The organism is Microcoleus sp. A2-C3, assembly GCF_036706065.1.
Classification (GTDB): Bacteria; Cyanobacteriota; Cyanobacteriia; order Cyanobacteriales; family Microcoleaceae; genus Microcoleus.
The window spans coordinates 3,780-29,671 of sequence record NZ_JAUBVX010000035.1 but is presented as its reverse complement, the minus strand read 5'-3'; the positions used below and the strand labels follow the sequence as shown (position 1 = coordinate 29,671).

Annotated in this window: 18 protein-coding genes; 9 read left to right on the top strand and 9 right to left on the bottom strand. The window is 46.0% G+C overall.

Going from position 1 to position 25,892, the window contains the following annotated elements; genetic code table 11:
• Window positions 1-2: 2 nt before the first annotated feature.
• Window positions 3-1,181, bottom strand: a complete 1,179-nt coding sequence (locus QUB66_RS19285) for a DNA sulfur modification protein DndB (RefSeq protein WP_265234347.1) — start codon at window positions 1,179-1,181, stop codon at window positions 3-5.
• A gap of 180 nt (window positions 1,182-1,361) precedes the next feature.
• Here QUB66_RS19285 and dndC point away from each other — a divergent pair, with 180 nt between their 5' ends.
• The 3 genes from dndC (at window position 1,362) to dndE (ending at window position 5,835) form a co-directional block, all read left to right on the top strand.
• Complete coding sequence (dndC, locus tag QUB66_RS19280; protein WP_332969284.1) at window positions 1,362-3,026, top strand: DNA phosphorothioation system sulfurtransferase DndC; 1,665 nt, start codon at window positions 1,362-1,364, stop codon at window positions 3,024-3,026.
• Window positions 3,027-3,148: 122 nt separating this feature from the next.
• Entirely contained in the window at window positions 3,149-5,146 is a 1,998-nt protein-coding gene (gene dndD / locus QUB66_RS19275) for a DNA sulfur modification protein DndD (RefSeq protein ID WP_265234349.1), read from the top strand.
• A gap of 287 nt (window positions 5,147-5,433) precedes the next feature.
• Window positions 5,434-5,835, top strand: a complete 402-nt coding sequence (dndE, locus tag QUB66_RS19270) for a DNA sulfur modification protein DndE (RefSeq protein ID WP_265234350.1) — start codon at window positions 5,434-5,436, stop codon at window positions 5,833-5,835.
• 180 nt (window positions 5,836-6,015) lie between these two features.
• Here the strand turns inward: dndE and thiD are convergent, their stop codons facing one another.
• Entirely contained in the window at window positions 6,016-6,834 is an 819-nt protein-coding gene (gene thiD, locus QUB66_RS19265; RefSeq protein WP_332969285.1) for a bifunctional hydroxymethylpyrimidine kinase/phosphomethylpyrimidine kinase, read from the bottom strand.
• 51 nt (window positions 6,835-6,885) lie between these two features.
• Window positions 6,886-7,806 carry a hypothetical protein gene (locus QUB66_RS19260; RefSeq protein ID WP_332969286.1) on the bottom strand — a complete coding sequence of 307 codons (921 nt, stop codon included), beginning with the start codon at window positions 7,804-7,806 and terminating at the stop codon, window positions 6,886-6,888.
• A gap of 183 nt (window positions 7,807-7,989) precedes the next feature.
• On the opposite strand from QUB66_RS19260, the gene QUB66_RS19255 reads away from it, so the two are divergent.
• Window positions 7,990-8,754 carry an MBL fold metallo-hydrolase gene (locus tag QUB66_RS19255; RefSeq protein WP_265239092.1) on the top strand — a complete coding sequence of 255 codons (765 nt, stop codon included), beginning with the start codon at window positions 7,990-7,992 and terminating at the stop codon, window positions 8,752-8,754.
• A 56-nt stretch (window positions 8,755-8,810) separates the two neighbouring features.
• On the opposite strand, the gene ftsZ is transcribed toward QUB66_RS19255, so the two are convergent.
• On the bottom strand, window positions 8,811-10,082 hold the full coding sequence (gene ftsZ / locus QUB66_RS19250; protein WP_265239091.1) for a cell division protein FtsZ: 1,272 nt from the start codon (window positions 10,080-10,082) through the stop codon (window positions 8,811-8,813).
• Between the two features lie 372 nt (window positions 10,083-10,454).
• On the bottom strand, window positions 10,455-11,357 hold the full coding sequence (locus QUB66_RS19245; RefSeq protein ID WP_332969288.1) for a cell division protein FtsQ/DivIB: 903 nt from the start codon (window positions 11,355-11,357) through the stop codon (window positions 10,455-10,457).
• Window positions 11,358-11,695: 338 nt separating this feature from the next.
• Here QUB66_RS19245 and QUB66_RS19240 point away from each other — a divergent pair, with 338 nt between their 5' ends.
• The 5 genes from QUB66_RS19240 (at window position 11,696) to QUB66_RS19220 (ending at window position 21,469) form a co-directional block, all read left to right on the top strand.
• Window positions 11,696-13,027, top strand: coding sequence for an ATP-binding protein (locus QUB66_RS19240; RefSeq protein ID WP_332969304.1), 1,332 nt, complete (start codon window positions 11,696-11,698; stop codon window positions 13,025-13,027).
• Window positions 13,028-13,850: 823 nt separating this feature from the next.
• A complete protein-coding gene (locus QUB66_RS19235; protein WP_332969289.1) occupies window positions 13,851-19,328 on the top strand; it encodes an nSTAND1 domain-containing NTPase in 5,478 nt (1,825 codons plus the stop codon).
• Window positions 19,300-19,434, top strand: a complete 135-nt coding sequence (locus QUB66_RS19230; protein WP_332969290.1) for a hypothetical protein — start codon at window positions 19,300-19,302, stop codon at window positions 19,432-19,434. The genes QUB66_RS19235 and QUB66_RS19230 overlap by 29 nt, the downstream gene beginning before the upstream one ends.
• A 124-nt stretch (window positions 19,435-19,558) precedes the next feature.
• Entirely contained in the window at window positions 19,559-20,362 is an 804-nt protein-coding gene (locus tag QUB66_RS19225; RefSeq protein ID WP_265239087.1) for a TPM domain-containing protein, read from the top strand.
• Window positions 20,363-20,845: 483 nt separating this feature from the next.
• Window positions 20,846-21,469: a precorrin-8X methylmutase gene (locus tag QUB66_RS19220; protein ID WP_265239086.1), complete on the top strand. Its 624-nt coding sequence runs from the start codon at window positions 20,846-20,848 to the stop codon at window positions 21,467-21,469.
• Window positions 21,470-21,543: 74 nt separating this feature from the next.
• Here the strand turns inward: QUB66_RS19220 and bchI are convergent, their stop codons facing one another.
• The 4 genes from bchI to QUB66_RS19200 form a co-directional block, all read right to left on the bottom strand.
• Window positions 21,544-22,659, bottom strand: a complete 1,116-nt coding sequence (gene bchI / locus QUB66_RS19215; RefSeq protein ID WP_442923309.1) for a magnesium chelatase ATPase subunit I — start codon at window positions 22,657-22,659, stop codon at window positions 21,544-21,546.
• A gap of 324 nt (window positions 22,660-22,983) precedes the next feature.
• Window positions 22,984-23,157 carry a PEP-CTERM sorting domain-containing protein gene (locus QUB66_RS19210; RefSeq protein ID WP_332969291.1) on the bottom strand — a complete coding sequence of 58 codons (174 nt, stop codon included), beginning with the start codon at window positions 23,155-23,157 and terminating at the stop codon, window positions 22,984-22,986.
• A gap of 42 nt (window positions 23,158-23,199) precedes the next feature.
• Window positions 23,200-24,258, bottom strand: coding sequence for an RNA-binding domain-containing protein (locus QUB66_RS19205; protein ID WP_332969293.1), 1,059 nt, complete (start codon window positions 24,256-24,258; stop codon window positions 23,200-23,202).
• A 6-nt stretch (window positions 24,259-24,264) separates the two neighbouring features.
• A partial coding sequence (locus QUB66_RS19200) for an ATP-binding protein (protein ID WP_332971260.1) occupies window positions 24,265-25,892 on the bottom strand: 1,628 nt, incomplete at its 5' end.

Below are 25,892 nucleotides of genomic sequence, written 5' to 3'. Positions count from 1 at the left end.
TGTTAAATCCATCCTAACTCGGCTTTTGCTGCCTCGACTGCCATTTTTACAGCACTAGCACTTGCTGTTATTTTATAGGATGCTCTTGGATTATTAGGGTTGGAGTTAGATAAAACAACATTTCCCTCCCAAATATGGCTTTTTCTAGACCAATCAAGTTGTGCCAATTCAGATACTTTTTTATGATCAAAATCTTGGCTGCTATCTGTGTCATAGGTACAGTATAGCAACCTACCTAAAACTTCTAGCCCTACACTTCTACCTAAGACACAGTATTCCTTAAACTGATTAACATCTTCAACACTCAAATCTTCAACACTGGTTTCAAAAATATGTCTAGTCTGACTACATTCTGAAAACAAATTGTTAAGACATATCGCCAAGATATTTGATGATTCGGCAACGTCATAATCTTTGAGTTCATCAATTGGGCCGTCACTAAACGCGCAACTCACCAATTTAGCTATGAAATTAGTTGTGTATATAAGTTTCCTTTTACTGTCTGGATTAGTTTTGATTTTATCTGTTTTTCCATGAAACATTGGCACTTTTTCAAGTAAGCTCTTGGTAATACCAACCCTACCTTCAAACTCACCGAATGATAAAAGCAATGATTTATCCAGTTGTTTGGTCTGCGCCATATCTCGGAAATCCGCCTGACACTGGTTAAAATCTTCCTCTAAAACCAGCGTAATAGGGAAATCATTATCACCTATTAACTCACCGTCACCACTTTCAATTAACTCGTGAATCGCGCGCTTGCGATGCTGTCCATCAGTAATATCTAACTTAACACCACGATGAATAACTACTAGACAAATCCCTCGACCTAGTTCTATAATGTCAATTTTTTCAGGATCGATATTTGCTGTCAGTGTACCCAAAATCCAGGGTTGATCGTTTCTAGCACGCTTAAGAATATATTGTTTTACTTCCTCAGCATGACCCTTTATCTCTGGGCGATTTTTACCCGAATCAGGATCGTTGCCAGTTGATGGTCTTGCCTGGAGGAGAGTAGGCAAGTCATCAGCCGGGATATTGATTTGCACCATCTTCCGCTTCCCCTGCTGAAACATTAGCCCTGGATAGCACTTCTGACGGTGGTACTTGGCAAAGTAAGGCTCTAGAACTTCGTCAAGTTTCTGGCTCGAATCTGTCTCTGGGTAATTGTTTTCTGGCATAATGCGGGGAAAAATTTATTTAATTATTATAACTTTTTGACGGTACGTGAACCAGGGATGCTATTGTGAAAAGGGCAAATAACAATAGACACATGGATCAGTATGCTAGCAAGCATATTGTATCATAAAAATTAAAAATTAGCAAGATAGGAGTTTTATAACGTGATAGAAGTTCAACAGATGTTATTATTTGAACCGCGAACTGTTCCAGAGTTACTCGAAGAGATAAAAGCGCTCACTCAAGAAATTCAAGAATTATACTGCTTAGACTCTATACCTTGGTTAATCGGTTGGAGTGGCGGGAAAGATAGCACCGCAGTATTACAGCTTATTTGGAACGCGATAGCAGCACTTCCGATAGAAAAACGTACAAAAACTATCCATGTGATCACAACTGATACTTTCGTTGAAAATCCGATTATTTCGACTTGGGTACGTAAATCTTTAACGAAGCTCAAGATACTTGCTAAAGAGCAAAAAATGCCTATTTCTCCGCATCTGCTGCATCCAGAGGTGAAAGAAACATTCTGGGTATGCTTGATTGGTAAAGGCTATCCAGCACCTCGTAATGGATTTCGGTGGTGCACAGATAGGATGAAAATTCAGCCTGTAAATCAATTTATCCGAGACTTGGTTCGAGTACATGGTGAAACTATTGTGGTTTTGGGTACTCGCAAGGCTGAAAGCACTAAACGTGCAGCAACAATGAAAAAGTATGAAGCAGGTAGATTGCGCGATCGGCTCAGTCCTAATTCTCGTTTACCTAACTCTTTAATTTATACCCCTATTGAAGATTGGCGTGATGATGAAGTTTGGCTGTACCTAATGCAGTGGGACAACCCTTGGGGAAATAACAATAAAGAATTATTTACCATGTATAGAGGTGCTACAGCAGACAATGAATGTCCTTTAGTTGTCGATACTTCTACACCTAGTTGTGGCGATTCTCGCTTTGGCTGCTGGGTGTGTACAATGGTTGACAAAGATAAATCTATGGAGGCAATGATTCAAAATGATGAAGAAAAAGAATGGATGCAGCCTCTCCTCGATATTCGCAACGAATTAGACATTAAAAACGATCGCCCAAAAAGAGACTTCCGCCGCATCTACGGTAGAGTAGAACTGTTTGAACGCAACATGGGCGACGACAAAACCTCCGTCGAACCCATCCCAGGCCCCTACACCAAATTCTGGCGAGAACACTGGCTGAGGCGAGTCTTGGAAGCACAAACCCACATCCGCAAAACCGCACCAGAAGAAATGCGCGACATCACCTTAATTACCCCGGAAGAACTTAGCGAAATCCGCCGCATTTGGTTGGAACAAAAGCACGAATTTGACGATAGTTTACCCCGGATTTATGAAGAAGTCACGGGCGAACGGTTTGAAGATTCCCGTCCCGCCGCCGAAAGGAAACTCCTAGGTAGCGACGAATGGACTGCGATCGAAGAAATTTGCAGCGAGGACGAAATGCACCTGGAATTGATGGCAAAACTCCTCGACACAGAACGCCAATACTACACAAAACCCCGCCGTACAGGCATTTATGCGGATTTGGACAAGTGTTTTGAAACCAGTTCGCGATCGCAGGATGAAGCCATTGGTAACGCCCACTATCAACGCAACTTAAAAACAGCGGTGGAAGCTGTTAAAGCAAATCCGACTGAGAACATTCAGCAAGTCAAAAGTGCGATCGCCCAAACCAACAGTTCTGCAAAAAACGATACCGTTGATATTGCCAAACTCAAAGAAGAACTTGAAAGCAGCAGTCAAAGTAAGCAGCTATCTTGGGCCGATATCAAATATTCTACTCCAGAGGTAGGAGAAGGAAATACCAAAGATTAAATCTGTTAAATCAAAACTTCCCCTGCGTAGCGTGCGTCAGCCAGCATCATTCTATACCTAATTGATAGCCTAATCACTGACGCACCTACCAAACTAATCAGCAACCATCGACAACATCTACAATGCAATTCCTCGAACTCGTCCTCAAAAACTTCGGCCCCTACGCAGGCACCCAAACCATCAATCTCCGCCCCGAAAAAGACGGAAATCCCTGCCCAGTCATCCTATTTGGTGGCATGAACGGCGGCGGCAAAACCACCCTCCTAGACGCCATTCGCCTCGCCCTCTACGGCGGCCGCGCCCAATGTTCCACCAGAGGCAATTTAAGCTACAGCGACTTCCTCAATCAATCCATCAACCGTCATACTCCCCCATTAGAAGAAACCCGCGTCGAACTAACCTTTGAACAAGTCCAAGACGACAAATTAAGTCAATTTAAAATAGTTAGATACTGGAAGAAACCAGAAATCAAAGATACCTTAAGCATTCTCATATACAGCGATATTGTCAGCGATTGGTGGTCAGACAAAGCAATTACTAACACCTGGGACGAATACATCGAAACCCTGCTACCAGTCGGAATATCCAACCTATTCCTGTTTGATGGTGAACAAGTAAAAGAACTCGCAGAACTCGAAACACCACCGGAGTTTGTCGTCGGCGCGATTAAATCTTTGTTGGGTTTAGAATTAGCAGAACGCCTCGCCGTCGATTTAGAAATATTAGCCGGTCGCAAGCGCAAAGAAATTGCTGGCAAAACAGACTTGGCAGCTTTAGAAAAAATTGAACAAACTTTTCAGGAAATTACTGATCAGAAAGAATTGGCGATGGAAAAACGAGGTAGCCTTAAAAATGAATTCGATAAAGCTGAAACAAATCAGCGACAAGCATCAGACAAATTTATTTATCAAGGCGGGAAAATTGCGGCCGATCGCAGTCAACTAGACAGACAGCTAAACGACTACAGAAATCAGGCAGACAAAACCCGTCAATCAATGATGGAACTAGCATCAAATATGCTGCCACTAGCGCTTATTTCACCCTTGCTAAGCGCTGCGAAAACCCAAGCAGAAACCGAGGCCAGCCAGCAGCAAGCAAAGATTGCCCAAAATGTTGTCAAACAAAGAAGCGATCGCCTCCTCAACTATATCGCCGAAATCTCATTAAATGCCCAACAGCTAGATAAAATTCAAGACTTCATCCGCCAAGAAGATCGAGAACTTGAACAGCAAGCCGGAACCGAAACCCCGCCCTGGATTAACGCCGATCACAACAACATCCAGCAACTAGAAAACCTGCTGGGATACCAAATACCAGCCCAGCAAACTCTAGCAGTCGAACAAATAGCAGAAATCACCAACATCGAAACAGAAATCGACTTCACAGACAGACAACTCGCTGGCGCAGCTTCCCCCGAAGCCTACGAGAAACTAGAATCCGAGGTCAGGAATGCTCAAAAAGCAGTCGCAATCGCAGCCGCAGCCTTGGAAGCAACCGATCGCCGAATCGACGAATTAGACAAAGAATTAGCCAAAACCCAGAAAGAACTAGAAAGCTACAGTAGCGAATACATCACCATCAGAAACAGCCAACACGTCATCACTTCCATCGCCAAAGCCCAAGCAACCCTCAAACTATTTAAAGAAAAACTTACCCTCAAAAAACTCAACAAACTCGAAATGCAAATTACCGACTGTTTTCGCTACCTGTTGCACAAAACCGACCTGGTGCATAGAGTTGCGATCGACACTCAAACATTTAGCCTCTCCATTTACGATTCCGAAGGGAAACAAGTACCCAAACACAGACTTTCTGCCGGCGAAAAACAATTATTGGCGATCGCCTTTTTGTGGGGATTAGCCAGAGTATCAGGGAGAGAATTACCAGTGGCGATCGACACTCCCCTGGGCCGCCTCGACTCATCCCACAGAAACAACCTAGTCGAACGGTATTTTCCCTCAGCCAGCCACCAAGTAATCCTGCTTTCTACCGACACGGAGATTAGCAAAGTAGAATATGATAAGCTGCAAGAATTAGAGGCGATCGCCCACAGCTACCTGCTGAAATACGACTCAGCCAAACGGCAAACCACCGTCGAACCCGGCTATTTCTGGGACTAAAAAATCGCGCCAAAATTTTCCGCAACCCCCTTGACTTTTGCCTGGGAGCTGCGGTATGATCTATATCATAATGGGATGGTTGCGAAAATTTTATTTTTGCAGCCATCCCATTATACTAGGATATATCTTATTAGAATTAGAATACCAAAAACCGCTAAATTAATCAAGCCCGCGCCCTGTAAAAATTTGTTAACTTTCGTTTTCCAACTCGGTCAGAAAACGTAAATTTAGAGGTTCAGCCTTCCAAATATTAACACTGTTTACAATAAATCCAAAACTCTCAACCTATGGAACCACCAGTCGATCGCATCCGCCTCTCCCAAACAGGCAAAGACCAACTATCAAAACTCAAACGATCGACTAAAATCGATCAATGGAATATTCTATGCAGGTGGGGATTTTGCCGATCGCTCGCCGAGCCCAGCATACCATCCCCAGTGCCAATTCCCAGCGACAGCAATGTCGAATTAACCTGGGATGTCTTTGGTGGTGACATGGCTGATATCCTAATAATTGCCCTCACACAGCGGTGTTACCAAGACAATTTGGGTACGGAAAAAGAAACTCTAGCTAAGCAGTTTCGCCTACACTTGCATCGAGGTATTGGCTATTTAGCTGGCGATCCGAATATTAAGAAAATTGAAGATTTGGTGGCGATCGCTCTTTCGCCTGAAAAATTAAGAAATTAACTCGCTGTTAACTGTTTGCGGTTGACTAATGTTATTGGTTATATCAATTCCGGTTGGATCGGAATGATTTAACCACAGAGTACGCAGAGAACACAGAGGAAGAGAAGAGAGAGATGAATAATTCTGATGAAGCGCGGATTTGATATTATTCGCAGCCTCAAACAAGTAACAAATAACTTCTTACTTGAGTAACAGCGGGAAAAAATGCCCTACTGGGCCTTGTCCTTCCCCAATCTCTAAAGCATATTTCAGAGCATTAGTAACATAATTTTTAGCCAATGTCACCGATGTAAACAAATCTTTACCTAATGCTAGATTAGCGCAGATCGCAGCACTCAAAGTACAACCAGTCCCGTGAGTATTCGTAGTATCAACTGTCTCAACCTTCAAAGTCTCTAACCGCGTACCGTCAAACCAAACATCCATCCCCCGCAAATCTCCCGCCATCCCGCCACCTTTTACCAAAACAGCCTTTGCGCCCGATCGATAAATCTGTTGCGCCGCCGCCATCATATCGTCTAGAGAAAAAATCTCTAAACCGCTCAAAATCTGAGCCTCAAACCGATTCGGAGTCACGACAGCCGCCAAAGGAATCAAATTATTTCGCAAAAATGCGATCGCCCCGTCGTCAATCAGTCGATCGCCCGATCGAGAAACCATCACCGGATCTACAACCAAATTCCCCATCTTCAAACTCTCCACCTGCGAAGCCACCACCGCCATAATTTCCCGGTTCAGCAGCATCCCAGTCTTCACAGCATCCACCCCAATATCCCCAACCACCGCCTCAATTTGAGCCGCCACAGCCTCCGCAGCCATTGCATCCACCCGCATCACCCCCAAAGTATTTTGAGCCGTCACGCAAGTCAGAGCACTCGTACCATGCACGCAGTGAAACGCAAAAGTCCGCAAATCTGCCTGAATCCCGGCCCCGCCGCCGCTGTCAGATCCGGCGATCGTCATTGCAACTGGTATTCTTGATTTCTTGATTTCCGGCATAATGATCTCAAAAATTAACAACCCATAGAAATCCTAAATCAGATTTTATTGTTACGGTTTTATTTCAATTACCGGCTCAGTCAATCCCAGAAATTTTTGTGCTTGTTCAGTTATCCCAAATAGGCGATCGCCATGACAAAAAATTTCCCAAGCACGAATTCCCATAAAACCAATACCAGCAACTGCCAACGGCACCGCAGCAGCGCCTAAAACTCCTGCAATGGGAGGAAATATCATGCAAAGCGCTAACAAAATTCCCGTAATTGCACCGCCAGCAATACCAGCTTTAGCAGTATCAGCAGCCACTTGTTCGATTAATTGGGACTGAGTAATTTTGCCTTCAACACACAACAGCGAGTTTTCTAAGATCGAAAATACTAATTCAATTACTGCTGCTGCGATCGCCCCTTTTGCTACTGCCCCAACGATTTCAGCAACCGCCGCCTTAAAAGCAGCAGCCGTTAAAACTTGCTTGGCGGCTGCTAATTCTTGCGCCGTCATGTCTTTACCACCACGGGCGCGATTCACCCAAAAATATTCAAAAATCCCGTTAGCAGCTTCGTTTCCCCCTCCATTGACGCGGGCTTGAATGTGACTCCAATCTTTATCTTGACAAAATTCGCGAACTGCTTCCGGGCCTCGCGCGCGAATTTGGGCGGGGATGGATTCAAATACTTTTGCGGTTTCTAAAACATTTCGCATTCCGTCACGCACGCCCGCCCTAGCAAATTTGAATTGCAGATTTTTTGGCAAGTTTTCAAAACGGATGTTGTGCGAGACTTTGAAAGCTTCTTGAGCGGCGATCGTCCCAGCACTAACAATTGAACTTGGTGCTGATTGTAGCCAAGCCGTTACAGCAGTTGCATTTTCTTGAACTTTACCTGATATTTCGTTATCTAAATTTTGGATCTCGGCAACAGTTTCTTGTACTTTGAGCGTTATAAATTCGAGCGGATTCAGGTTAATTTCCATGTTCCAGCTTGCATTGTTAATGATTCAATTATTCTGAATATAACATTCCTCTGGCGTAGTTATTCTTCGGAATCTTCCAGTCCGCGAAGGCGGACTTTGTTTGTGTAGACCCGAATTCCATTCGGCGGCTATCTTGGCACAAGCTATGATTAAACTAAATGTAAAGAATTATTGCAAACAACTATGAAACTCACCCGAATCGACCTCAACTCCTGGATTTTCCACATCGCCGGCCAAACCATCCTCGTCGATCCCTGGTTAGTCGATCCCCTCGTATTTTACGGTCAACCCTGGCTGTTTACCGCCTACCACAACACGCCTGTCGCCTTTACTCCCAGTACCTTACCGCCGATCGACCTTTTACTCATTTCCCAAGGCTTAGACGACCACTGTCACAGACCAACACTCGAAAAGCTTGATCGGACAATTCCCGCGATCGCCTCCCCCACCGCCGCCAAAGTCCTCAGCAGTTTAGGCTACACCAATATCATAACTTTAGCAAATTGGCAAGAGTCTAAATTTAAAGAAATATTACAAATCACCGCCGTACCCGGAGCCGAAATCCAGCCCGGACAGGAAGAAAACGGCTATTTACTCAAAGATTTAAACAGCGGCGAGACGCTTTATTACGAACCGCATCTGCCACCATTAGCTAAAGTCAAACAGAAAATAGACACCGTAGACGTAGCCATCGCCCCCGTCATCGGTCAAATCTTCCCTTTCCTCGGACAAATCATCATGGGCCCACAAGAAGCCCTGAAACTTGCCCAAACCCTGAAACCTAAGTTTTTTGTACCTACAACCACAGGAGATATCCGAGCCACTGGTATTTTACCAATGTTCGTCAAGTCGATCGGCAGCATCCCCGAATTTCGAGATTTACTCGCAAAATCGGGGCTATCCACCCAACTCCTCGAACCCGAACCCGGAGAAACCCTAGAGATTTGAGATTTAAGATTTGAGATTTTAGACTTAATCCCCAATCCAAAATCTCAAATCTAAAATTATTTGGGTGGGCGACGGTTGCGCAGAAACTCAGGAATATCCAATCCGAAATCCTGTGGCGGTTTCGTTTTCGTATCCTGGGTTTGTTGAGCAGGAGTCACAGGAACAGTTGCAGCCCGCCAAGGAGCATTCACATTTTGTGTCCGCGAAGCCTGAGACGATGAGATCATTTCCCCCGAAAAACCAGTGGCGATCACAGTAATCTTAATTTCGCCCTGAAGTCGCTCGTCAATCACCGCTCCAAAAATAATATTGGCATTCGGATCGACAACTTCGTAAATCGTCTCAGCCGCCGCGTTTACTTCATGCAGCGTCATGTCAGTACCACCAGTGATGTTAAACACCACACCTCTAGCGCCCTCGATCGATGAAGCCTCAAGCAGAGGCGAAGAAATCGCCTGCATTGCAGCTTCCCTAGCCCGCGACTTGCCAGATCCCACGCCGATGCCCATCAAAGCCGAACCCGCATCTGCCATTACAGCCCGCACGTCAGCAAAGTCAACATTCACCAAACCGGGAATCGTAATAATGTCAGAAATACCCTGAACCCCTTGGCGCAGGATATCATCAGCAACTCGGAAAGCCTCTTGAACCGGCATTTGTTCCGAAATCACCGACAGCAGCTTGTCGTTAGGAATCACGATCAGCGTATCCACCCGGCTTTGCAAAGCGGCGATTCCTTCTTCAGCTTGGCTAGTGCGCCGCCGTCCCTCAAAGGTGAAAGGCCGCGTTACTATGCCCACAGTCAAAGCGCCCATTTCCTTCGCCACTTCCGCGACAATCGGAGCCGCGCCCGTGCCTGTACCGCCACCCATGCCGGCTGTGATAAACACCAAATCGGCGTGATTCAAAGCATTAGCAACTTCGTCGCGAGACTCTTCGGCAGCCTTTTGTCCGATCGCCGGATTGCCCCCCGCACCCAAACCGCGCGTCAACTTTTGTCCGACTTGCAAGCGTTTCGGAGCATTTGAGAGCACCAGAGCTTGGGAATCTGTATTCACGCACCAAAACTCTACGCCAGAAACCTCGCTAGCAATCATCCGGTTAACGGCGTTGCCGCCACCCCCGCCGACGCCAATTACTTTGATTCTCGCGGCACTGCTGGGCATTATGTCTTTGGGATTGACCATAGGATCGATATCAATACTGTCTACATTTACATAATCAGACTTGCGTCTAAACGGATTGGCGGAATCGAGGGCCACCGGAAAATTTTTCACTTCCGAAGGGGGACTGTTTTGGTCAGACCCCTGACTATTATTAAGATTCATTAGAGTCGGGGATATTAGATTACAGCTTGTTAACTAAACGCCAATTCACAATCACTATAGGCTATGTTGCGCGAAAAACTAACACTGGTCGAGGCTCAATGTTAGCAATCTCGAATTTGGCCGATGTTGCTCGCCCATAGCTTGCATACCCCATCTAGGTGCTTGTGCAGAAGGCATTTCTACGCAAGGCAAAATGAAAAAAATGAATTATAGCACCTAACGCATCGGATAGATCGAAAAATTATGTTTTTTTTGCCGATGCGGATCGGTATCAAAAAACAGTCTTGATTTCCAGTCTTGCGTATTGATGCCTAGAGGTGAAAATTCTGCTCGCCGATCGACGATACCTTCTACCTTAACCAATACACAGGCTCAATTCGGGGCCGGAGTTGGTGCAGGAGTTGAACTCTCCAAACTAGGCGGGGGTTCTGGTAAATGAACGATCGGCGCAGCAGGATTTTTTAAGTCAATGTAGGATATGAGGCTTGAATCTAGCTGTTTTGGCAATTGTCGCATTCGGTCTAAAACCTGAAGTTGCGAAGCCGTCTTGGAACTGTACGGCCCTAAGTGTACCGTACCGATCTCTGTTTTCAAGATCAAGTTATTTGGGTCTTGCCAATCTATCTCAAATACTTTCACTGTCAAGCCGCTGAGTCCTTGGTAAAACTTCGGCCAAGAGGTGCGATACTGTTCCAAAGGCCCGATGACTTTTAAAGTTGGCAAAGAATGCTGAGGCTGCGTTCCCTGAGTGCTGCTTTGCCCGATCGAACTATTGGGCGATCGCACCGCAGCAGTATAGCTCTCCGACGGCATCCAACCTCCGCGAGCATCCAGCCACCCCACCTTTTCCTTATCGCTAGATTTCAACACCGCAGTCGGCTGCGCCACCGCCACAGGAAGCCGTTCTGCCACTTCTATAGTCAAAGAAGGCGGAAACAAGTTGCGAGTCACCTTCGCTTTGGCGATCGGCCCCGTTGACTCCAGCTTTTCGGCCAGCGCCTGCGGTTGAATTCCCCACAGCGACTGCGGGTAAGACAGCGGCACCAAAGAGCGCACCGCCTTGTCCGACAGCCACTGATTGCCCTCCACCTTCACTTGTTCCGATCGAACAATCAACCAAGCCGGCTGCGCAATCCACCACAGCAAACCCCCAGCGATCGCGCTCGCTGCCACTGTTTGCCACAGCACAGCCGCCGATCGAGCACGACGCTGCCGCCGCAACTCTTCACGTCTGCGCCCTAACTCTGTTTGAGAAACCGCTCCAAAACTAGCCATCTACCTCTTGACAATTTAATAATTAAGGATTAGCACAAATTCAAAACTGTTTAATCTCGCACACCCCAGACCCTTTCTTCCCTACCATTTAACCAGATCCCCGCAAAATTACCCAGACTCCTGCCAAGATCAGTAAAATTACTGATCCAGCTAGGTAATTAAAATTTCTTAATTAAAAATTTCAAATTTCCGCGTCGGGAAAGTTGATTAGCAGATAAAGGTTCTTTGGGTATTTAGGGCATTACCCCACAGGGCAAAGGGTGACAAATCAAACTAAACTCAAGGCAAGAAAGTTTAGACTTTCGATTAACTTTTTTAACTTTTATTCGGCTTCAATTGTGATCGCACTCGAATTAGACAGATTCTATAAAGCCTGCAACCCGAGCAAGACCCTTGTTGCGGGAGACCCTGGAGATTATCAATACTACATCGATTTTGGTTCCGTGCGGGGCGGCAAAATCATTGAATCTTTACAGCGAACCATCACCCGCATCTCCCCCGACGAGCCAACTTGTCAGCTATTTACAGGACATATCGGGTGTGGCAAATCTACGGAATTGTTTCGACTCAAAGCTGAGCTAGAGCAAGAGGGTTTTTGCGTCGTCTACTTCGAGTCTTCTCAAGACTTAGACATGGGCGATGTAGACATCAGCGATATTTTGCTCAGCATTGCCCGCCAAGTTAGCGAAACTATGGAAGCGGCCAAAATCAAACTCAGACCGAGCTATTTTACCAATCTGTTTGCAGAAGTGGCAGAATTTTTGCAGACTCCCATAGATTTGTCAGCGGAAGCCGAGTTATCTGTAGGCATTGCTAGAGTTACTGCTAAAACTAAAGACTCTCCCAAACTACGATCGCAACTTCGGCAATATCTCGAACCCCGCACCAACAGCATCTTACAGTCGATCAACGAAGAACTCCTCGACAGAGCTAACGCCGAACTCAAGCAACAAGGCAAAAAAGGTCTCGCAGTCATCGTTGACAACCTCGATCGCCTCGACGCATCTCTCAAACCCAGCGGACGCACCCAGCCAGAATACCTATTTTTAGACCGCGGCGAACAGTTGAAAAAACTCAATTGTCATGTCGTCTACACAATTCCCCTGACTTTGATATTTTCCAACGACTTTGGCCGTCTCGCCAGTCGCTTTGGAGTCAAACCCAAGGTGATGCCGATGGTACCGGTGCAAATGCGATCGGGCGACGATCACATCGAAGGAATGGCACTACTGCGGCAGCTAGTATTGGCTAGAGCTTTCCCCACAGTTACTCCCCTTCAACGCATCGATTTAATTTCCAAAGTCTTTGACTCTCCCGAAACTTTAGACAGGCTCTGCCGGATTAGCGGTGGTCATGTTCGCAATCTACTGATGCTTTTGTATAGCTGTTTGCAACACGAAGACCCCCCCTTCTCTCGCGAATGCCTCGAAAGCGTTATTCAAGAATATCGCGATGATCTTTTGGGAGCCATCAATGACATGGAATGGGAACTGCTGTTTCAAGTCGTCAAGCGACAAAGTGTAACCGGCGAAGAAGAATCTCAAATTTTGTTGCGCAGTATGTTTGTCTTTGAATACCGCGATCAAGAAGGTCGTTGGTTTGGCATCAATCCAGCCTTAGCAGAAACCAGAAAATATCAAGAATGGCAGGAGCGCGATCGCCAAACATAGTTGGGATTTTGGAGATTGCTTCCCAAATCTCCAAGCCCTCCCCGGCGAGGGAGCTAAGCTGTTTTGCATCCCAATTGTGTATGGTGATTGAGGGGAAGAGGGGGAGAGAGGGAGAGGGGGAGAGAGGGAGAGGGGGAGAGAGGGAGAAGATTTTTGATTGATCGTCGAAATATACAATTTAAATGCACAACAGCTTATCAAGTTTTTAACTTCTCATTCACCGTTCAAAACTCCCAACTTTTGCAATCGAATAAAGCATCCAGTCAGCGGTTTGTGCCACTGGCTAATTTTTGTTGATTGCTGGGTGCGCGTCACGACTTTAACGATCCAAAAACAATTACCACCACCAAGGACTTTCTCCAATCTCTACTCTCATATCTGCAAGACCAGACCCCCTATATCTATTTTTATCTGTTGCTCTTAGTCGCAACTAATCCCATCGCGGACTACAATTTTTATAGGTTTTATTTCTAAATTCGTGCTACAGATAGACCGGAGTTGCTTGCTAATAATTAGTCGTCGGTATTGTTCATAAATTGAGGGGGGATATTTACGGTATGTAGTAGTTTATCTGTAGCCGACAAAAATCAAATTAAGCTAACTTGAATTTTTACTGTCAAGTTTCGCATTCTCGGAGATACAGATGTATGATGTGTTTAGATAGAACATAAAGAATGTGTAAGTTTTCATAGAAGAAGTACGAAAAACTACGTATTCCTACAGATATAAAGCGCCAGACAGGAACGAGCATCTCTAAGTAGATACGGTTTCAGTCACGATCGGCAATCGTTAAGTAATTGATTTCTGCAACAGGGGTGCACGCATGACCGATCTACTTAAACTACAAGAAACTGCTAGCTACAACGAGCGATCGCTCAAAACTCTGGTAAGAGCCATCGCCATGTCTCAGCAGCAATTTTCGCTAATTTTGGTGCGCTGCAACTACGAGCAGTTGCGAAAGCAAATAGCGCAGCGGCTACGAGAAATGTCCCCAGTGCCAATTCAAGATATTGTTCTGCCAGCATCCGTCAAAACCCTCTACACTAATCTGGTGGCAAACACACTCCAGAGTGAGTCTTCGGCTGTCGGTTCCGCCTCGGCTTTGATGGTATTCGGTTTAGAAACAGTAGTGGCGATCGACGAACTGATGGCCTCTACCAATCAAGTGCGAGACGAATTTCGCAAAAATTTTTCCTGTCCGGTGATTTTGTGGGTAACAGATGACATCGTGACCAAAATGATTCGTCTGGCCCCGGACTTCAAAAGTTGGGCCGCCGCCACGATAAAATTTGAAATGGCCGTTGACGAATTAATTGATTTTCTGGCTGGGCGGGCCGATACGATATTTAAAGTAGGCGAACTCAATCAAGAAATCGGCAGCAGCACCGCCGGCACCAGACCAGGTTTTGGTAGCTGCGAAACCGACTGGGAAAAACCAGCCTTGGAGCGTGAAATCAACTCCGAAGAACGCTTTCTCACCTTTAACTCAGGGCCCCAAAACGGACGACAATCAGATGTCCACTCCTATTCGCCCTTGAGTCCGGGCAATACCCTCGATTTGGCGATCGGCTCTTTGTCCCGCCGAGAACTAGAATTAGCTTTAAGAGATTTACAAAATCGCGGTCAAGAATTAGAACCCGCCCTGAAAGCCAGCCTGCAATTCGTTCTCGGTCGAGATTACTATGTCAGCGACCAAACCGAAACAGCATTAATCCACTACCAAGAAAGCTTAATATTTTGGCAACAGCAAACCGGCAACTGGGAACTCGCTAACTGGGAATATGCCGAAAATCGACAAACCCTCCCCTCATCCTTATTGAATCCTGTCCCCAACATCTTATTTTTAGAGAGAGAAGGCATAGTGCTGTTTCATATAGCCCTGTGTCACCGCTTGCAAGCAGCCAGAAACCCGGTAGCCAACCGCCACCACTGGGAACAAGCTTGGATTAGCCTGGAACAATCTAGAAATGCTTTCTCTCTTGCCGATCGCCCGGAATTGGTAGCAGAGGTGACAGCACACCTGGGACAAGTGCTGCAACGCCTGAAAGCTTGGGGAGAGTTGCAAGCATTAGCGGAAAATTCTTTGCAGTTGCACTTCACTTACGGTACTCCCAGCCAACTAGCTCAAGATTACGGCTTTTTGGCTGAAGTTGCCCTGCAACAGTCGAGGTGGAGTCAAGCCCGCCAGCTAGCCGAATTGGCTTTGGCGATTTTGGATCAAACGCCTAACGATTTGAGATTGCTGATTGAAGATTTGAGATTGGGATTTGCGGGAAATTATCCAGAATTTGTGGGCACTAACGAGTCAAGTAACGATCCCAGATCTAAAATCCAACATCCCAAATCTGACAGAAGTTCCTATCTGTTACTATTAGCCCAAAGTTTGCGGCAACTGGGCCAGTGGGAAGCGGCGGTGCATTCTTTGGAGTTGGCTCAAACTCAAAGTGAGCCGAAGTACGATCCCCGACTTTACATTGATATTTTGACCGAACTCCAAGCGGTTTATTTCGATCAGGGAGAGTATCTGAAAGCTTTTCGGATTAAAAAGACCCAGCGATCGATCGAGTATCAATACGGATTTAGGGCTTTTATCGGAGCCAGCCAATTGCAGCAGCAGCGCCAAGCTGTAAATCCTTCGAGTCCCTCAGCCCAAAATCAAGCTGCGATCGCAGCGTCAATGACAGCTTACTCCCGCCAAAAAGATATCAATAGATTGCTCGAAAGAATTAGCAGGGACGACCATAAATTAACTATTATTCACGGGCCCAGCGGAGTCGGGAAAAGCTCTCTAGTCAACGCAGGTTTAGTGCCAGCTTTGAAAAATATTACTCCGGGCGCGCGGGATACATTGTCCGTAGTAGTCAAAGTTTACACCGACTGGCTGGTGGAATTAGAAAATGCTTTGAACGACGCGCTGTACGACAAACAAGCCGAAGAGGAAAGGAAATTAATCGCCAAAGGAGTACAGGAAATCCAGAAAAAAAGTTGCTCGATTCTCCCCGATAGCAGCTCGGAAACTTCTTCTTTTATTATAGAGCAGTTGCGCGAGAATGCCACTAATAATTTGTTGACTGTGCTGATTTTCGATCAATTTGAAGAGTTTTTCTTTGTTTCGACTTCAGTGGCACAAAGACAAGTTTTTTATAATTTTTTGCGCTTGTTTTTGAATCTGCCTTATGTTAAGATAATTCTGTGCTTGCGCGAAGATTACTTGCACTATTTGCTCGACTGCGATCGCTTTCCCGACCTCGACGCTATTAACAATAATATTCTCGACAAAAGCATCCGCTACCAACTGCGGAGTTTTTCGATTAAAGATGCGCGGGCTGTGATCGGACACTTAACGAAACGGGCGGAATATTATTTAGAACCGGCACTGATTGATGCTTTTGTGGAAGATTTAGCAGACGAACTGCAAGAAGTGCGACCGATCGAATTGCAGGTAGTGGGAGCGCAACTTCAAGAAGAAGATATTACGACTCTAGCACAATACCAGCAATTGGGCGACAATCCTAAAGCAGAATTAGTCAAGCGATCGCTCGAAGGAGTCATCTCTGACTGCGGGCCGGTTAACGAAGACGCAGCTTGGAAAATCTTGTTTTCCCTGACAGATGAAAGAGGCGTTCGGTTGATTAAAACCAAACACGAACTATCATTGGTCACAGGTCAGCAGCCAGCAGATGTCGCAGAAAAGGAATTATTGGCGATCGGCAGCACTGCCAGAATTCCCCTACAACTACAGTTCGCGAAAGAACCAGAAAGCGGACAAAAGAAAACCGACAACCTCGACTTAATTTTAGACATTTTAGTCGGTCACGGTTTGCTATTTCTGCTGCGGGAAGCGCCAGAAGACCGCTATCAATTAGTACACGACTATTTAGTGCGACCGATCCGCCAAAGATTCGGCTTAGAAGCCAGACTGCACAAAGCAGAAGCTGACAAAAAGATGAGTCAAGCACAGCTCTATCGAGCCAATACTTTTCTCAAACAGATGCTGGGAGTAGCAGTAATCGGCGTACTACTGTTAACAAGTTCCACCATCGCCGCCGTAAATTTTTGGTGGCGGGCAGTCGGTCAAAAACAGCTAGCTGTCGCTCAAACTCAGCGAGCCGAAATCAGTACCTTAACCGCAGCTTCTGAAGCCCTTTATTTCTCAAACAACAAATTTGACGCCATGATGGAAAGTTTGAGAGCGGGTAAAAAGTGGAAACAGATTGAACACTCCCAAGAAATGCACACTCTCAAGGATACCGAAATTCTGATTTCTGCGGCCCTCCAGCAAGCAGTTTATGGCGTCAAAGAACTGAACCGCTTGGAGGGACACGGTGACGTAGTTTGGGGTCTCAGTTTCAGTCCAGACGGGCAAACAATAGCTTCGGCCAGCGTAGATAAAACGGTGAAACTTTGGCGGCGCGATGGCAGTTTGCTGGCAACTTTTAAAGGACACACTAACAGCGTTTCCTGTGTCGCGTTTAGTCCTGACAATAAAACGATCGCCTCGGCAAGTTTAGATAAAACTGTCAAAATTTGGCAACCTGACGGCACTTTGCTGGCTACTTTAACGGGCCATACTAATAGCGTGAGCAGCGTTGCTTTTAGCCCCGATAGCCAAACGATCGCCAGTGCATCTACAGACAAAACGATCAAACTTTGGAAAACCGATGGTACGCTGCTGCAAACGATCGCACAAAAAGCTTCCATAAATTGGCTCAGCTTCAGCCGCGACGGTAAAATCATCGCCGTGGCGAGCGATGACGGTACTGTGAAACTGTGGAGTATTGACGGCAGGTTAATCGCTAATTTGTGGCACAGCGAAAACAAAAAACCCTTGAAAATTTACACGGTCAGTTTTTCCCCCGACGGTGAAACACTCGCCAGTGCCGGTGAAGACAAAATAGTCAAAATCTGGAGCATCGCTGCACTAAAATACCCAGCCCGAAAAAATTCAACCAAGGCGCGGGACGGCGAACTGCTAACAACTTTGCGGGGACACAGCAAGTGGGTATTTGGTGTCAGTTTCTCCCCCGACGGTAAAACACTTGCTTCTGGAAGCGCCGACGGGACTGTCAAACTCTGGAGTCTGGCGGGTATTGGCGACAAACGCCCAACGGATGCTAGCAATATTAAACCAGAAAGTCGCTTGCTGAGAACTTTTGAGGGACACGCCGATCGAGTTACTCAGGTAAGTTTTAGCCCGGATGGCAAAACTCTGGCTTCGGCAAGTTTTGACAAAACTGTCAGACTTTGGCGACTCGATGATGTGCCTCTCAAAACCCTCGACGGACACCAAAACCGGGTGCAAAGCGTTACTTTCAGCCCCGACGGCCAAAAGCTGGCTTCTGCTTCTACGGACAAAACTATCAAACTCTGGAGCCGCACGGGAGTTTTGCTCGAAACTTTGGAAGGACACACTCAGAGAGTCTCCAGCGTCAGTTTCAGCCCTGACGGACAGCTACTTGCTTCTGGGAGTTACGACAAAACGGTGAAAGTCTGGAGTCTGAAAGAAGATGGGATGAGTAATAATCTGCCTTGTCCTTCGGCGCCGCTATTCCCGTGTTCGCCTTCTGTGCTGTTCACTCTCGAAGGGCACGCCGACAGCGTGATGAGCGTGAGTTTTAGCCCCGACAGCGAGATTGTCGCTTCGGCTAGCAAGGACAAAACTGTGAAACTCTGGACGAGAAACGGCAGGTTGATTAAGACTTTGACGGGACACAAAGGCTGGGTGACTGGGGTGACATTCAGTCCTGACGGTTCGATGCTGGCTTCTGCAAGTGATGACGGTACTGTCAAAGTGTGGAATCGGGACGGTCGTTTGCTGAGGACTTTTGAAGGGGCTCACAACAGTTTTGTGTTGGGGGTGGCTTTTAGCCCTGATAGCAAAATGCTGGCTTCGGCTGGTTACGATAATTCGGTGAAACTGTGGAAGGTGGACGGGACTTTGGTGGCGACGCTGCTGAAGGGTTCTAGTGACAGCGTGACTAGCGTGGGTTTTAGCCCGGATGGTTTGTTGGTTGCTTCGGGTAGTTACGATCATAAGGTGAAGTTGTGGAGCCGCAGCGGGACGTTGCTGAAAACTTTGACTGGTCACAAGGATAGTGTGATGAGTGTGAGTTTTAGCCCGGATGGGAAAATTCTGGCTTCTGCTAGCAAGGATAATCGGGTGATTTTGTGGAATTTGGATCTTGATGATTTGCTGGTGAGGGGCTGCGATTGGGTGGGGGATTATCTGAGAACTAATCCTAATGTGAGCTCGCGCGATCGGCGTCTCTGTGATGGGGTGGCGGCAAAATCTCAGTTTTAATCTGAAGGAAGAGGGAAGAAGGAAGACGGAAGAAGGAAGACGGAAGAGGGAAGAAGGAAGACGGAAGAGGGATTATGTAACGCAATTCTCAACTTTCCTTCTCTGAAGCCTTCCGCTTACTCTCAGCTTCCTGTAAAGTAAATAATTGTAAAGAAAAATGAGTTTTATCTTATCCTCTGGTTAAGACCGCCACCTAACATTCACAATTAAGACCCGAATTAGAAGTTCCTATGTCACAGCTTTTCCCGCGCAAATTCCTAGCATCTGCTGCTGCCTTTTTTCTGGCTTTGTCGGTGTGGGCGATCGCACCTGCGGCCCACGCTTTCAACAATCCCGATTTGTTGCCCCAAGTTCAGACACCAATCATTGATTTGGCTAAAGCCCTTACGGATATTGAAGAAGAGGATTTAGCAAAACAATTAAACGCCTTTGAAGCCGAAACCGGTTGGAAGCTGCGAGTGCTGACTCAGTACGATCGCACGCCCGGTTTGGCTGTCAAAAGTTATTGGGGCTTAGATAAAAAGAGTGTATTGCTAGTTGCTGACCCCCGCGGTGGCAATTTGCTCAATTTTAATGTCGGCGACTCGCTGTATCCGCTGCTGCCGCGTACTTTTTGGGTGGAACTGCAAACCCGCTACGGTAATCAATTTTTTGTGCGGGACAATGGGGAAGATCGATCGATTATTGAATCTTTGGAGTCGATACAAGGCTGTTTGCGTCAGGGCGGATGCCGCGTGGTTCCCGGTTTGCCGAGGGAACAGTGGGTGCTGACGCTAATTAGTTCGATCGTTGGCGGTGTAATCTGCGGGTTTGCGGCTCAGCCGCGGAAACCTGGACAGGGTGTGGCTTGGCAGTGGGCGCTGATTTTTTCGCCGCTGTGGGGGATTCTGTTTTTGGCTTTCGGAGTCGGGCCTGTGGTGAGTCGGACTTCGGATTGGTTGCCTTTGGCTCGGAATGTGGCCGGTTTTGCGATCGGGGCTTTGGTGGCATTCTTGACTCCGGTTTTGGGCAAGTCTCCTTCGGAGGAAAGTTAGTTTTTTTAAGAGTCAGTTGGCAGTTGACAGTTGACAGTTGGCAGTTAGCAGTTGACAGTTGGCAGTTAGCAGTTGACAGTTGACAGTTGACAGTTGGCAGTTAGCAGTTGGCAGTTGGCAGTAGTCAGGGCGGGCTGTTTAGGTTTAGTTCGCGATCGGGTGGCGACTCTTAGAAAGCTGATTTTTCACGAGAATCTGCGGGCTGCAATCAAGTATTGTTGTGAAAAAAACCGGTTTCTCAGCCCCGCGCGCAAGTTCAAAGAAACCGGGCTTTTTTCCGAATCTGCGGGCTGCAATCAAGTATTTTTGTGAAAAAACCTGGTTTCTAGACACCATAGATAATTTCTGAAACCCTTGATTAGACTGTTTCTTCCGTCTTCCCTTCTTCCCTTCTTCCTTCTTCCTTCTTCCTTCTTCCTTCTGTTATGACTAAAAGCTGGTAAGCTAATACCTGACAATTCACAGGCGACAGCTATCCAACAAATGGAATGGCACGTAAGCGATGCCCAGAGTCTGGGATTAATTGATAACGAAATTGGCGATCACAGTTTTTCTGCGGCGGAGTACGAAATAGTCCGCCGTGTGATCTATGCGACTGCTGATTTTGAGTACAAGTCTTTAATTAGTTTTTCCGATCAGGCTTTGCAAGCCGGGGCGGCTGCTTTGGCCGCTCGAACTACGATCGTGGTAGATGTGCCGATGGTGCAGGTGGGCATTACGCCGCTGATCCAAAGTACCTTTGCGAATCCGGTTTACTGTTCGATGGACGCTTTGACACGCCCTCAAAAGGAACGGACGCGCGCTGCTTGGGGGATTGAAACTTTGGCAAGGCGCTATCCTGAAGGGATTTTTGTGGTTGGCGAGGCTCAAACTTCTTTGTCGGCGATCGTAGATTTGATTGAAACTGAGGAAATTCGGCCGGCTTTGGTGATTGGAACACCTTCTGGGTTTGTGGGGGTTGACGTGGCTAAGTCGCGACTGCACGATTCGATGGTTCCTCATATTCGGATTGAGGGGCGCAAGGGCTCGGCGGTGGTGGCTGTGGCGATTGTTAACGGTTTGGTGGATTTGGCTTGGCAAGCCTATGGCCAAGAGGGGAACAGTTGATCGGGTTTATCAGAATTTAAAGCCGACTCGCAGAGGTTCCATTTGTGAAGATACTGCTCTTGGCCATTTAGGCTCTAACTTTCGGTTGTTTCTAGGCCGAATACGCGATCGAACACTTTAGTCACTTTATAGCCGGAATCTATTGATTCTAGCGGGTCTTTCCGCAATCGGTGCCGCAAACACAGAGTCATTACCTTGCGAATGTCGTCCACAGTTACCTCTGTGCGGCATTCTAGGGCGGTGAAAGCTTTCGCGGCCCGATTTGTGACTAAATCTCCCCGCAGTCCGTCTACGTCCAATTCGGCGCAGACTTGGGAGATTTTGACTCGCAAATCGCGATCGATCGTTACGGATTTTAGCCTTTCCTGGGCTTCGACCAATTTCTGCTGCATATCATCTTGTTGGTGCTGATATTTGGCGAGAAATTCGGGCGGATCTTGATCGAAACTCGATCGCTGTTCGACAATTTCTACTCTTAAATTCGGGTCTTTGACAGTCCGAATTTCGGCGTGCATTCCGAATCTGTCGAGCAATTGCGGCCGCAATTCTCCTTCTTCGGGATTCCCGGAACCGATGAGAATAAACTTAGCCGGGTGGCGGATCGAAATGCCTTCTCTTTCAACAGTATTCCAACCGCTGGCGGCGGAGTCGAGTAAAACATCGACTAAGTGATCGTCGAGCAAATTGACTTCATCGACGTAAAGAATGCCGCGGTTAGCTTTGGCTAACAGGCCTGGTTCAAAAGCTTTCACACCTTCGGACAAAGCTTTCTCAATGTCGATCGTACCGCAAACTCGGTCTTCGGTAGCGCCGAGTGGCAAGTCTACCATTTGGACTTTTTTGCGGGCGATCGGCATTGTACCGTGATGCAAAGTGCGATCGCGCACTTCATCGCTCATCAAATCGGGATCGCTGGGATGACTGTTAAAAGGATCGTCAGCCACCACTTCAATTTCTGGCAGTAAATCTGTGAGGGCGCGGATTGTGGTAGATTTGCCCGTACCGCGATCGCCCATAATCATCACACCGCCAATTTTGGGATCGATGACATTCAACAGCAGCGCCAGTTTCATCTCCTCCTGGCCAACAATCGCGGTGAAGGGAAAAACAGCGCGGCGGGCTGGGGTAGCGGTAACGGTTGGCAGAGCGCCCGCATTTACGTTATTGCTGACTTCGGCAGTAGGACTCACAGGATAACTCAAAATATAACAATTGCTTGTTTATTGTACGGGATAACCGATTTTAGATTTTAGATTTTAGATTTTGGATTAATGTATTTCTGTCATGGCGAAGGTAGTGAAGCAATCTCAAAGCCTTGGTACACCGTCATAATGCGTCGATGACTGAGAAACCGGGTTTTTTTCGCCAAAACTGGGCTATAGCCTTTAATCCCGGTAAAAAACGCGGTTTCTAGGCGGGGCGAGATGCAGACGGCGGTTGAAACCGCGTCTACACAAACAAAGTCTGCCTCCGCAGACTGAAGAAAATAACGTAATTTTAACCGCCCTGTCTTCTTATCTTTTTGTGCGTCTTTTCTTCCACAACAAACCCATTCCAGCAGCCACCATTGTACCCATCGCCGTCATCGGTTCCGGTACAGCAGCATCAGCAGCAGCGAAAGGTTCATACTCATAAACTGCCCTAACCGTAGTAGCTTTGTAGGGTGCGTGAGAACGAGAAATCTTCAACTACCAACGATTAAGCTATTTCTCACGCACCGCATAGTCCCATTATAGGTGTTCGTAGATATCTGGAATATCAAGAGGTTTAGAGCTGTTCGACATCCGAATATAAAATTCAAGTTTCTTTTCGTTCGTTTTCTGTAGCCAAGCTTTTTTCGCCGATTTTTTTATATCAATCGCGCAGACATCTTTGCCATCAATTTTTTCAAACCGAATTTTAATCTGCTGAGTAAAGTTACTACCAATATATTGACAAATTGAATCAATAATTGTCCGCTCTAGCTTATCTAGATTTCCATTTGACAGTAAAGACAAATCCTTTTCTAGCCCGAAAATATTACCATTATCTTCAACGCCGATAATGAGAGTTCCACCTTCAGAATTAAGAAATGCAGCAATTGTCTTAAGAGTGCTAAATCTTAAGTCTTTATTCTCACAATCGCGCTTAACATCCCACTGAAAGGTACTCTTATACTCCAGGCGATCGCTTTCAGGGAGTTTGATCAACTCAGAAATTGGGCGCAGTTCGCCAATTTTTCTGATCGTTGTTAAAAAGCGGCGTATTTGTCGTGCCTCAATCCGTCCTTTCAATATTTCTTCTGTATCTGCTGCATCGATTACCGTTTTGTTAATCACGGCAATGTACTGACCAAAATATGTTTGATCCAACGTTTCTATATTCTCGTTAATCCACTGCTCATTCTGAACGTTACCCCAACGGTTGAAATAGGCGATCGCATCCTGAATCGATTCATCAAGTATATCGAAAATATTACCTCGCATATTTTTAGAAATATAGTCCCATGCGCCCATCTTGAAAGCAGTGCGGCAATCTGAAACTGTATCATTGGCAGTCAAGATAATAACTACAGAAGAAAGATTTCGGGCTTTCACTTCGTCAATAACAGCAAATCCACTGTCATCCTGCTCCATTCGCATATCTGCAATAATTACGTCAAAGGGATTTCCCAACTTCTCTTGAGCTTGAGCAACACTGGTAGCCGTTTCAATCTGCTCATAGCCATAGTCCCCAAGCCATTCCAGTAACTCATTCAAAAATCTAGGATTGTCTTCTACCAACAGCAAATGGACGTTTTGAGTTTGCATATTATCTTACACCTCTTCCTCAAGATAAGGAATATAAATTTCAAATCTAGCTCCATCTTGTCCCGTTTCCCGAATATAGCCCTTCATCTTGGTCAGGGTTTTACGGATAATGAACAGCCCTAATCCGCTACCTTTACCCTCCTGAGATGTGGTTTTTAGGGGTTGAAAGATCCAATCTTTATGATACTCTGGAACGCCCTTACCATCATCAGCAAATTCAATAAACAGATATTTTTGCTCTCCAGGGACATTCATTCCCCGAATTCCTGATGGGTTGACGACATCTTGAGATGTGATATGAATGGTCAATTTCGGCTGATCAGCATTGTGCTTCAGAGAATTTTCGACCAGTTCATTCAATGCACTCTTTATTTTTTCCTGATCTCCATAGAAGTGAGAGTCACCGTTTCTTATGTCTAGAAGAATCCAAGCATTATCAATATGGCAAGTTATTTCCCACTTTTCAAATAGTTCCTTGACCTGAAAACGGTGATTTTTGATCGAAATACCTTCGTTGATAGCTTTCAAGTCATTGAGAGCACTCTGGGTTAGTTCCAGTTGTGTCAGCAATTTATCAAACTGGGCGTAATGCTCGTCATTAGGTGATAACTTTCGGATGGATCGTATAGTCTGCGACTTGATCACAGCCAATTCGTTATTCACAAAGTCAGAGATATCATGGGCAGTTTTGGAAATGACCGTCAAAATCCTCCGATAGTCGTCATTAGAAATAGTTTCAATCTCAGATTTTTGTGCTTGCTTGCGTTTTTCAACTTCTTTGAAGACATCTTCAATCGCTTGAATAATACCGTTTAATAAAGGATCTTCGCGATCGGAGCGACGTGAAATTCGATAAGCAATTGCTTTAAGGATACTGATCTCATTGGCGATTTTGTGATACATCGCCCGATTGAGAATTTCCGTGTCGCTTAATTCACTTGGGACATCAGCGTTGACCATTTCAAAGTAGTCTTGCTCACTAAAGTTAAGAATCAGCATTTCCCTTGCCTGATCGTAGTGCGGAGAATCTTTGTCGATTTGCCGCAGCATTTGAATGGCTGTATCGTTATGAGGATCGCTGGCAAAAATATTTCTAGCACTGTGGAGCCGTGTTTTCTCTTTGTCATCCGAGTTGGCAATTGCTGCCTCGAAATATTCGTCACCTTTCTCTCGTTGCTTAATGCAGTAGTATAGCCTACCTAATTTGAGTAGAATTATATTAGCTTCATATTGACTCAGAAAATCCTTTTTGATTTCAGATAACTGGTTGATAGCCTCTTGGTATTTGCCTAGTCTTTCTAGTGCAGGAAAATAGTGAAAATAAATAAAATCGTTTCGTATATTATGATTTTCCAATCCCATTTGTAGTGCTTTTTCAAAGAAGGGCAAAGCCTTCTCATCCTGACCAATTGAAGCTAAAGTAATAGCATAACTACTGATAGTTTTTGGATTATTAGGTTCAATTTGAAGCGCTCGCTCAAACAACGGCCAAGCTTTCTCATACTCACGAATCCAAGTCAAAGCATAGGCATAACTATTGAGCGTTATCACATTATCAGGTTCAATTTGAAGCGCTCGCTCAAACAACGGCCAAGCTTTCTCATACTCACGAATCCAAGTCAAAGCATAGGCAT